This window comes from Nocardia sp. NPDC004582 (assembly GCF_053602115.1).
This window is the reverse complement of record NZ_JBSGCY010000173.1, coordinates 1-12,121: the sequence shown is the minus strand read 5'-3', so window position 1 is coordinate 12,121 and position 12,121 is coordinate 1. Positions and strand designations below refer to the sequence as shown.

Here is a 12,121-nt window from a genome sequence, read left to right as displayed (position 1 = left end):
GCGGCCAGCGCCTCGACCGTGGTGTGCTCGAAGACCGCCCGCACCGGCACCTGGGCGCCGAACGCGGCGCTCAGGCGCGCCGCCAGCTGGGTCGCGGTGAGCGAGTTGCCGCCGAGGGCGAAGAAGTCGTCGGCGATGCCGACCCGCTCCCCGTCCTCGATGCCGAGTACGGCGGCGAGGACCTCGGCGACCGTGTGCTCGGCCTCGGTGCGCGGCGCGATGAACTCGGCGGTGCGGAATTCGGGCTTCGGCAGCGCGCGGCGATCCAGTTTGCCGTTGACGGTCAACGGGATCGAGTCCACCACCACGAACGCCGACGGGACCATGTAGGACGGCAGCAGGTCGGCCGCGCCCTCGCGGATCGCGTCGATCGCGAGGGCGACGCCGTCCGTATCCGTGTCGCGGTTCGCCGCGTCGGGCACCAGGTACGCCACGATCCGCAAATCGCCCGGCTGGTCCTCGCGCACGATGACCGCGGTCTGCGCGACACCGGGCTGAGCCAGCACCGCGGACTCGATCTCGCCGATCTCGATCCGGAAACCGCGCACCTTGACCTGATCATCGGCGCGGCCCACGTATTCGAGCTCGCCCGCGCGGTTCCAGCGGACCACGTCACCGGAGCGGTACAGCCGCTCGCCCGGCGCACCGAACGGGCTCGCCACGAAGCGGGCGGCCGACAGGTCGGGGCGGCCCAGGTAGCCGCGCGCCAATTGCGGGCCGGCGACGTACAACTCGCCCGCGACGCCGACCGGCACCGGGTGCAGTCGCTCGTCGAGCACGTACACGTGCAAACCGTCGATCGCGGTGCCGATCACCGAACCGGTGGCGGAGGCGATGGTCTCGGCATCCAGCGTCCGCTGCGACACGTGCACGGTGGTCTCGGTGATGCCGTAGATGTTCGCGAGCTGCGGCGTGGTATCACCGTGGCGGGCAACCCAATCCGAGAGGCGGCGCAGTTCGAGCGCCTCACCGGCGAGGATGACCAGCCGCAGCGAGAGGTCCGGCAGGTCGCTGTCGGCGACCCGGTCCGCCTCGGCGAGCTGGTAGAACGCCGAGGGCGTCTGGTTGAAGACCGTGACCCGCTCGCGGCGCAGCAGCTCGAGGAGCTGCTGCGGCGAGCGCGACACGAAGTAGTCGACGACCACCAGTGTGCCGCCGTAGAGCAGCGGACCCCACAGCTCCCACACCGAGAAGTCGAAGGCACAGGAGTGGAACAGCGTCCACACGTCCTCGTGGTCGAAACCGTACTCGGGCACGATGTTCGCCATGAGCTGGGCCACGTTCCGGTGCGCCACGGCCACGCCCTTGGGGCGGCCGGTGGAGCCGGAGGTGTAGATGACGTAGGCGACGTGATCCGGCCGCAGCGGGGCGCGGCGGTCGGCGGCGGTGATCGGCGTGTCCGGCCACTGCCGCGAATCCTCGTCGAGCCGAACGACATTCAGCTCGGCGGCCGCTTCACCACCCAGCGCTTGCTCGATCTCCAGGGTCGAGTCGGTGATCACGCTGGTGGGCTTGGCGTCCGAGAGCACGTACGCGATGCGGTCCGCCGGGTAGGACGGATCGATCGGCACGTAGCCGGCGCCGGTCTTGAGCACCGCCAGCAGCGCCACGACCAGCTCGGTCGAGCGCGGCAGCAGCACCGCGACCAGCGACTCCGGGCCCGCGCCCGCGCTGATCAGCCTGCGCGCCAGTGCGTTCGCGCGACCATCCAGCTCGCGGTAGGTGAGCTCCTCGTCGCCGAATCGCAGGGCGATCCGCTCCGCGTGCGCGGCCACCGCGGCGTCGAACAGGCTCGGCAGCGTGTCGTCGGACTCGCCGACACCGTCGCCCGCGCGGCCCCACAGCTCGGTGACGTCGCGGCGCTCGACCGCGTCCATCAGGTCGATGTCACCGATCGGCGCGGTCGCGTCGGCGGCCACCGCCCGCAGCACGCGTTCCATCCGCTCGGCGAGGGCCGCGATGGTCTCGGCGTCGAAAAGATCGGTGGCGTAGTTGAATTCGATGGGCAGGCGGCCCTCGGCGTCCGGCTCGTCGGACACCGTCACCTGGAGGTCGAAGCGGGCGACCGGGGCCACGTAGTCGATGCCCTCCAGGGTCAGGCCGGGGACCGAGTAGGAGGGGTTCTCCAGGTTCACGTAGGTCAGGCCCACGGTGAACAGCGGGTTGCGGGCCTGGGTGCGGGGCACCCCGAGCGCGTCCACGATCTGATCGAACGGCACGGTGGCGTGGTCGAACGCGGCCAGGTCGGCCGCGCGGGTCTGCGCGAGCAGCGCGTCGAAGCCGCGGCCGAGGTCGACCTGGGTGCGCAGCACCAGAGTGTTGACGAACATGCCGATCAGGCCGTCGAGGTCGGCGTTGCCGCGGCCCTCGATCGGGGTGCCGATGGCGATATCGGTGCTGGACGACAGCCGGGCCAGCAGCACCGACAGCGCCGCGTGCCACACCATGAACGGGGTGACGTTGTGCGCCTCCGCGATTCGCTTGACCGCGGCGGTCAGCTCACTGTCCAGGTGGGTGTTGAGGTACGCGCCGCGCCCGGAGGCCACCTCCGGCCGGGGGCGGTCGGTGGGCAGCGGCAGCTCGTCGGGCAGATCGCGCAGCGTCTCGGTCCAGAACTCCAGCTCGCGAGCGCCGATCAGGTCCAGGGTGGCCCGCTGCCAGAGCGTGAAGTCGGCGTACTGCACGGGCAGTTCCGTCCACTCCGGCGCGTGTCCGGCGGCCCGGGACAGGTAGGCGGTGATGGTGTCGAGCAGCAGCGGATTCATCGACTGGCCGTCACCGGCGATGTGGTGCTGCACCACCACCAGGATGTGGGTGTCCTCGGTTTCACGCAGCAGCGCGACGCGGATCGGCACGGTGGTGGTGACGTCGAAGCCGGTCGAGACGAAGGTCTCGATCCAGGCCGGGTCGGCCCAGTCGCGGATCTCGAGCGGCAGCGGCGCGGTCTCGGCGGGCAGGATCAGCTGGTAGCCGAGGCCCTCCGGGTCGGACGGGTAGATGGTGCGCAGTGCCTCGTGGCGGGCGACCACGTCGGCGAAGGCGGCGGTCAGCACGGTGGTGTCGATCGCGCCGGTGATGCGGACCGCGGACGGCAGGTTGTAGGCCGCCGATTCCGGGTCCAGGCGGTTGATCAGCCACATGCGAGTCTGGACCGGGGACAGCGGGATTCGCTCGGGGCGCGCCATCCGCCGCAGCGGCAGGCCGGTGCCCGCGCCGGTGGCCAGCGCCGCCAGTCCGGCCACGGTCGGGGCCTCGAACAGCTGGCGCACCGACAGTTCGGTGCCCAGGGCCGCGTTGGCGCGGGCGATCAGGCGCATGCCGAGCAGCGAATTGCCGCCGCGCGCGAAGAAGTCGTCGTCGGCGCCGAGGGTGACGCCGCCGAGCAGGTCACCGGCCAGCGCCGCGATGGTGGCTTCCGCGCCGGGGGCGGGTTCCCGGAATTCCGCGGTGGCGGCGGTGAACTCGACCGGCGGCAGGGCCGTGCGGTCCAGCTTGCCGACGGTGGTCAGCGGCATCTCGTCCAGCACCGCGACGTGGGCGGGCACCATGTAGGACGGCAGCAGGGTGCGGGCGTGCTCGAGCACCGCCTCAGCGTCGAGCTGGTCACCGGAGATGTAGCCGACCAGGCAGTCCGCTCCGGTGGTGTCCTTGGCGAGCACGACGACCGCGTTGGCCACTTCGGGCCGGGCCATCAGGGCCGCCTCGATCTCGCCCAGTTCGATGCGCTGGCCGCGCAGCTTCACCTGGAAGTCGTTGCGGCCCAGGTACACCAGGTCGCCGTTGCGGTTCCACTTGACCAGGTCGCCGGTGCGGTACATGCGCGCGCCGGGGATGCCGAACGGGTCGGCCATGAAGCGGTCGGCGGTCAGCGCGCCGCGGCCCTGATAGCCGCGGGCCAGCTGCACACCGCCCAGGTAGAGCTCGCCGACGACGCCGACCGGCACCGGGTGCAGGCGGGTGTCGAGCACGTAGGCGCGGGTGTTCCAGTTGGGGCGGCCGATGGCGACCTCGAAATCCGGGTCCGCGTCGGAGAACTCGTGGTAGATGGTCGAGATCGCGACCTCGGTCGGGCCGTAGGCGTTGTGCACCTTGCCGCCGACCAGTTCCCGCAGCCGGCCCATCACCTCGACCGGCAGCGCCTCGCCGCCGGTGTGCAGGTGGCGGAAGGACTTCAGGGAGTCGCCGTGGCCCTCGGCGATGAGGGCGGCCAGCACCGACGGCACGTGTTCGTCGATGGTGACGCCGAATTCACGCATGATGCCGGCCAGGTAGTCCAGATCCAGCGGGCCGGGCCGCGGAATCATCAGCGGCGCACCGACGATGGCGGAGAGGAAGACCTCCCACACCGAGACGTCGAAGGTCAGCGGGGAGCGCTGCATGAAGCGGTCCTCGCGGGTGATCTCGTAGCGGCCCTCGAGCCAGCGCAGCTCGTTCATGAGCGAGCGGTGGCTGGTGGCCACGCCCTTGGGCAGGCCGGTGGAGCCGGAGGTGTAGAGCACGTTGACGAGGTTGTCGGGGTGCAGCACGCCGAGGCGGTCGGCATCGGTGATCGGCTGGTCCGAGAAGCCTTCCAGCTCACCGGCTTCCCGCGCGGCGGTGACGTCGAGCACGCGCACGCCGTCGATGCCGGGCAGGGTCGCGCCGCCGACGCTCAGCACCAGCGTCGATTCGGAGGTGCCGAGGATGTGCGCGATGCGGTCCGCCGGGTACGACAGTTCGACCGGCACATAGGCCGCGCCCGCGTTCACGATCGCGTGCATGGCGACGACCATGTCGACGCAGCGGTGCGCGGTGACGCCGACGATGGCGTCCGGGCCGACGCCCTGCGAGATCAGCAGGCGGGCCAGGCGATTCGCACGCCGGGCCAGGTCCGCGTACCGGACCGTCTCGCCCTCGAAGAGCAGCGCGACCAGGTCCGGGTCCTGGGCGGCGCGGGCGTCGAGCAGCCCGGCCAGCACCTCGACCGGCAGGTCGTGGCCGGTGGCGTTGTAATCCACCAGCAGCAGGCCGCGCTCGTCGCGCGACATGATGTTCACATCGCCCGCGACCGCGCGCGGGTCGGCGAGCAGCGCGCGCAGCACGCGCTCGAAGACCGCCTGGAAGCCGCCGACGGTGACGGCGTCGAAAAGGTCGGTGGCGTAGGTGATGTAGACCTCGATGCCGCCGGGCAGGCCGTCCGCGCCGGTGGTCTCGGCCAGGGTCCAGTCCAGGTCGAACTGGGTGGCGGTGGCCTCCACGGTCAGCGCCTCGATGGCCAGCCGGTTCAGCTGGACGCTGGGCCGGGCGTGGTTCTGCAGCGTCAGGGTGACCTGGGCCAGCGGCGCGTGCGCCTGGGAGCGCACCGGATTCACCGCTTCGACCAGCATCTCGAACGGCACCACGGCGTGGTCGAAGGCGGTCAGGTCGGTGTCGCGGACCTGGGTGAGCAGCTCGCCCAGGGGCGCGTCCAGCCGCACCTCGGTGCGCAGCACCAAGGTGTTGACGAACATGCCGACCAGGTCGTCGAGGGCCTCGTCGCCGCGGCCCGCGACCGGCGCGCCGATGACGATGTCACCGGTGCCGGACAGCCGCGACAGCGCCACCGCGAGCGCGGTGTGCAGCACGATGAACGGGGTGACCCGCTGCCGCGCGGCGAAATCGAGGACGGCGGCATGCAATTCGGCGTCGAAGCGGGCGGTGAAGCCCGCGCCGCGGCCGCTGGCCACGGCGGGACGGGGACGGTCGGAGGGCAGGGTCAGCACGTCGGGCACGCCGTGCAGGCGGCGGGTCCAGTGCGCGAGCTGCTGGGCCAGGACCGAATCGGCGTCCTCGGGCGAGCCGAGGGCGGCCTGCTGCCACAGCGCGAAGTCCGCGTACTGCACGGCCATCGGCGTGAAGCGCGGGGTCTCGCCGGCGCAGCGGGCCACGTAGGCGGTGGCGATATCGCGGGTCAGCGGACCGAAGGACCAGCCGTCGGCGGCGATGTGGTGCACCACCATGACCAGCAGGTGGGTGCCCGGCTCGTCGGTGATCTCCAGCAGGCGGATGCGGAACGGCACCTCCGCGGTGATGTCGAAGGCGGTGCGCGCCACCGACTCCACCATGCCGGGCAGTTCGCCGGAGGTGACCGGCTCGGCGACCAGGTCGATCAGGCGGGTGCCGGCGGGCAGGATGACCTGGCTGGCCTGGCCGTCGCGCTCGGGGTAGATGGTGCGCAGGGTCTCGTGCCGGTCCACCACGTCGGCCACCGCCTGGCGCAGCGCCTCGACATCGAGCGAACCGGTGAGGCGCAATGCGAACGGAATGGTGTAGCCGTCGCGAATGTCGAACCGGTTGAGGAACCACAGGCGCTGCTGTGCGATGGACAGCGGAATGTGCTCGCCACGTTCCTGGGCCACCACGGGCGGCAGCTCGACCAGTATCTCGGCGTCGGCCGCGCGGATCTTGGCGGCCAGCCCGGCCACGGTGGCGTCCTCGAACACCGCGCGCAGCGGAATCCGCACGCCCGCGGCCTTGCCCAGGCGCGCCACCAACTGGGTGGCGATCAGCGAGTTGCCGCCGAGGGAGAAGAAATCGTCGTCCGCGCCGACGCGCGCGGCGCCGAGCAGGGCGGCGAAGACCTCCGCGACGATCCGCTCCTCGGGGCCGGTGGCCGCGCGGAAGGCGGCGGTGGCGGCGGCGGGGGCGGGCAGCGCGCCGCGGTCCAGCTTGCCGGAGCTGTTGACCGGGAAGGAGTCCAGGGTCATCAGGACGGCGGGTACCATGTAGACCGGCAGTCGCTGCGCCAGTTCGGCTTTCAGCGCCGGTACCGAGATCTCGGCGCCCGCGGCGGGCACCAGGTACCCGACCAGCTGCGCGTCGGCGCCGGAGCCGTGCAGCACGACCACAGATTGGGCGACCGCGGGGTGCGCGGTGAGCGCGGCCTCGATCTCCCCCAGTTCGATGCGCAGGCCGCGCAGCTTCACCTGGAAGTCGGTGCGGCCCAGGTACTCCAGCTCGCCGTCACGGTTCCACTTGACCAGGTCGCCGGTGCGGTACATGCGCTCGGAGTCGCCGAACGGGTTGGCCACGAAGCGATCCGCGGTCAGGCCCGGGCGGGCCACGTAGCCCGCCGCGAGCTGATCACCGGCGAGGTACAGCTCGCCCGCGACGCCGACCGGGACCGGGCGCAGGCGCGCGTCCAGCACGTAGAGCTCGGTGTTGAAGGTCGGGCGGCCGATCGGCACGGCGTCGACGTCCGCATCGGTGACCTGGTGGTAGGCCACCTCGACGGCGGCCTCGGTCGGGCCGTACAGGTTGTGCAGTTCCGCGCCGGTGAGCTCGCGCAGCTGGTGCGCGGGCTTCGAGGACAGCGCCTCACCGGAGGCGAAGACGATCCGCAGCGAGGTGCATTTCGCGGCAGCTTCCTCGGCCACGAAGACGGTCATCATGGACGGCACGAAGTGCGCCGCCGTAATGCCCTCGCGGGCGATCAGTTCGGCCAGGTACGCCGGATCGCTGTGGCCCTCGGGCTTGGCGATCACCAGGCGCGCGCCGATCTGCAAGGGCAGGAAGAACTCCGGGACCGACACGTCGAAGGTCATCGGGGTCTTCTGCAGCACCACGTCGGCGGCGGTCAGGCCGTGCGCCGACCGGCCCCAGACCAGGCGGTTGACGATGGCGGCGTGGCTGACCGCGACGCCCTTGGGGCGGCCGGTCGAGCCGGAGGTGAAGATGACGTAGGCGGTGTTGGAATCCCGCAGCGGGGCAAGGCGATCCGCGTCGGTGATGCGGGTGTCGGCGATGCCGGTCAGATCGAGCAGGTCGACGCGCACCTGGGCGGTGTCCAGCGGCAGGTCCGTGCCGGAGGTCAGCACGGTGATCGGGTCCGCGGTCTCGAGGATGTACTCGAGCCGATCGGCGGGGTGGTCGGGGTCCAGCGGCAGGTAGCCCGCGCCGGCGGCGGACACCGCGTACATGCCGATCACCAGGTCGAGCGAGCGGCGCATACCCAGTGCGACCAGCGATTCCGGGCCGACGCCCTCGCTGATCAGCCAGCGCGCGAGCTGGCGGACCCGGCCCGCGAACTCGGCGTAGGACAGACTGGTCCCGTCGAAGGTGAGGGCGATCGCCTCGGGGGTGCGGGCGACCTGTTCCTCGAACAGCGAGATCAGGGTCTTGGCGTCCGCGGCGGCGGCCGGGGTCAGGCCGAGTGCGGCGTCCACGTCGAAAGCGGTGTCGTTCCAGCCCCGCACCACCAGGTCGCGCTCGGCGACGCCGAGCAGGTCGATATCGCCGACCAGGACGGAGGCGTCGGCGGCCACCGCGGCCAGCAGGCGGCCGAACTGCTCGGCGAGCGAGGCGGCGGTGGCGCCGTCGAACATCTCGGTGGCGTAGCGCAGATTGCCGGTCAGCCCGGCGTCCGCGCCGAGTTCGCCGACCACCAGGTGCAGATCGAACTTGACTGTGGGGTCGTCGATTTCGACGGGGGTGACCGCCAATTCGGGCAGCTCGAAGGTGCCCGCGCCGCCGTTCATCCGGGCGTCGTTGAACGACAGCATGACCTGGGCCAGCGGCGGCGCGCCGGTGGTGCGGTCCACGTTCAGCGCGTCCACGACGCGCTCGAAGGGCAGCTCGGCGTGGCCCAAGGCGGCCAGGTCGGCGGTGCGGACCGCACCCAGCAGGTCGGTGAAGGGCCGGTCGGCCTCGACCCGGGTGCGCAGCACCAAGGTGTTGACGAACATGCCGATGAGGGCGTCGAGTTCGCGTTCGCCGCGGCCGCCGATCGGGGAGGCGACCGGGATGTCGGCGGTGCCGGAGGCGCGCGACAGCAGAGCCGCGAAGGCGGCGTGCACGACCATGAACAGGGTGACGCCGTGGACCCGGGCCAGCTCGCGCAGCCCGGCGGCGACGGTCTCGTCGATCGAGAACGGCACGGCCGCACCCGCATTGGTGGCGACGGCGGGGCGCGGGCGGTCGACCGGGAGACTCAGCTGCGGCGGCAGGCCCGCCAGGGTCTCGCGCCAGAACTCGATCTGCTGGTGGGCGACGGTCCCCGGCTCGGCGGCGTCGCCGAGCAGTTCGTGCTGCCACAGGGCGTAATCGGCGTACTGCACGGCCAGCGGTTCGAAGCCGGGCTCCGCGCCCGCGGTCCGGGCCAGGTAGGCGCGCATGAGGTCGCCGATGAGCGGCCGCAGCGACAGCGCGTCGGCGGCGATGTGGTGTACGACCACGGCCAGCACGTACTCGGCGTCCCGCGCGGCCTCGTCATCGATCACGTGGTGCTCATCGATGACGAAAAGACCTATGCGCGAGGGCAGTTCGGTGGTGACGTCGAAGCCGGCGGCGGCGAAGGCGGCGATCGCCCCGGTCACCTCGGCCGCGGTGACGGGCACCGGGCTCAGACTCAGGCCGATGTCCTCGACATCCAGGATGTGCTGGTACGGACCGGCTTCCGAGTCCGGGTAGCTGGTGCGCAGCGACTCGTGGCGGGCCAGCACGTCCAGGGTGGCCAGTTCGAGGGCGGCGATGTCCAGATTGCCGCGCAGGCGCAGCACCATCGGCAGGTTGTAGACGCTGTGCTCGCCGTCCTCGGCCTCGATGCGGTTGAGGAACCACAGGCGCTGCTGGGCGGGCGAGAGCGGAATCCGCTCCGGGCGCGGGCGCGCGGTGAGCGCGGGCCGGGCGGCGTCGGGGTTGGCGGCCACCAGTGCGGCGGCCAGGCCCTCGACGGTGGAGAACTCGAACAGCAGGCGCACCGCCACCCGGGAGCCGAGCTCGGCGCCGATGCGGGAGGTGACCCGGGCGGCGTCCAGGGAGCTGCCGCCCAGCGCGAAGAAGTCGTCGTCGAGACCGACCCGCTCGACCGTCAGCACCTCGGCGAACACCGCCGCCACCAGGCGCTGGGCCGGGTCGGCGGGCGCGCGGAAAGCCTTGGCGCGCAGCTCCGGAACGGGCAGCGCCTTGCGGTCCAGCTTGCCGCTGGAGTTGAGCGGCAGTTCGGGCAGCGCCATCAGGGCGGTGGGCACCATGTAGGGCGGCAGCACCCGGGTCAGGCCCTCGCGCAGGGTCTCCGGGTCCAGCTCGACGCCGGGGGCGGGCACCACGTATCCGGCCAGGAAGTCGCCGGAGTCGCCGTTGACCAGGCGCACCGCGGCCTGGGCCACCTCGGGGGCCAGCAGCAGCGCGCTCTCGATCTCGGCCAGTTCGATGCGCTGGCCGCGGAACTTGATCTGGAAGTCCAGGCGCTCGAGGTAGACCAGCTCGCCGTCCTCGGTCCACTTCACCAGGTCGCCGGTGCGGTACATGCGCTCGCCCGGACGGCCGAAGGGGTTGGCCACGAAGCGATCCGAGGTGAGGTCGAAGCGGCTGTGGTAGCCGCGGGCCAGCTGGGTGCCGGCCAGGTACAGCTCGCCGGGCACCCCGATGGCGACCGGGTGCAGGCGCGAATCCAGCACGAACACCTGGGAGTTCCACTCCGGCTCGCCGATCGGGACGGCGAGGGTGTCGGAGCGGTGCGCCTCCCGGAAGGTGATGGACACCGCGGCCTCGGTGGGGCCGTACAGGTTGTGCACACCCGCGTCGCTGACCGCCCAGAAGGCGGTCACGGTCTCGGGCGGCAGCGCCTCGCCGATGACGAAGATGTCGCGCAGCGAGTCGAGTTCGCCCGCCTCGGCGTGCGCGGCGAACACCGACAGCATGGACGGCACGAAGTCGGTCAGCGTGACCTGGTGCCGGGCAATGGTTTCGGCGATGTAGCGGGGGTCGCGGTGGCCGTCGGGGGTGGCGACCACCAGGGTCGCGCCCGCGCGCAGCGGCAGGAAGTAGCCCCACAGCGAGACGTCGAAGGTGGTGGCGGTCTTCTGCAGATAGACGTCCTGGGTGCGGACGCCGTACTCGGCCTGCATCCAGGCCAGCTGGTTGGCGATGGCGCGGTGGGTGACCGCGACGCCCTTGGGCTTGCCGGTGGAGCCGGAGGTGAACAGCACGTAGGCGGGGTGGTCGGGGTGCAGGACCCCGTGCCGCTCCTTGTCGCCGATCTTGGCGGCCGAGTAGTCCTCGAGGTTCAGTTCGTCGAGGTGGTGCAGGGGCACGTCGATGGTCTCGGGCAGCGTGAAACCGTCGCGGCGGGTGGTGAGCACCGAATGCGGGCCCGCGGTGGCCAGGATGTGACCGATCCGCTCGGCCGGGTGCGCGGGGTCGACCGGCACGTAGGCGCCGCCCGCGCGCAGCACGGCGTACATGGCCACGACCAGCTCCACGGAGCGCGCCATGGCCAGTACCACCAGCGATTCCGGTCCGACACCGGCCGCGATCAGGTGCCGCGCCAGGCGGTTGGCCCGCTCGGAGAACTCGGTGTAGGTCAGTTCGGTGTCGCCGAAGACCAGGGCGCGGGCCTTCGGGGTGCGCGCGACCTGGGCGTCGAAACCCTGGTGCAGGAACAGATCCGGGACGCGGGCGCCGGTGGCGTTCCAGCTGGAGGTGACGTAGTCGTACTCGCCGGCGTCGAGCAGTTCGATATCGCCGACGGCGACCGCGGCGTCCGCGGTGGCGGCGCCGAGCAGGCGGGTGAACTTGGCGGCCAGCTCGCGCACCGTGTGGTCGTCGAAAAGGTCGGTGGCGTAGGTGTATTCGACCCGGTAGCCGTCGCCCGCGGTGTTCACGGTGAGCTGCAGGTCGAACTTGGCGATGCCCGGATCGAAATCCAGTTCCTCGGCCGCGAGGCCCGGCAGCGCGGCGGTCGGCTCGCCCAGGTTCTGCATGAACAGGGCCACCTGGAACAGCGGGTGGCGGTTGCGGGCGCGCGGCGGGTTGAGCACCTCGACCAGGCGCTCGAACGGCACGTCGCGGTGGGCGAAGGCGCGCAGATCACGGTCGCGCACATGGGCGATGAGGTCGGCGAAGGAATCCGCGCCACGCACCTCGGTGCGCAGCACCAGGGTGTTGACGAACATGCCGACCAGGTCGTCGAGCGCCTGATCGCCGCGCCCGGCCACCGGGGTACCGATGGCGATGTCGGCGGTGTTGGACAGCCGGGCCAGCACGGCGGCCAGCGCGGCGTGCAGCACCATGAACGGGGTGGCGCGGTGCGCGGCGGCGAGCTTGTCCACCGCGGCGCGCAGGTCGGCGTCGAGCACCGTCTCGAAGGTCGCGCCGCGCCCGC

General features: G+C 71.7%; 1 protein-coding gene. It reads right to left on the bottom strand.

Going from position 1 to position 12,121, the window contains the following annotated elements; translation table 11 throughout:
* A partial coding sequence (locus ACWELJ_RS30395; protein WP_452369544.1) for an amino acid adenylation domain-containing protein occupies positions 1-12,121 on the bottom strand: 12,121 nt, incomplete at both ends.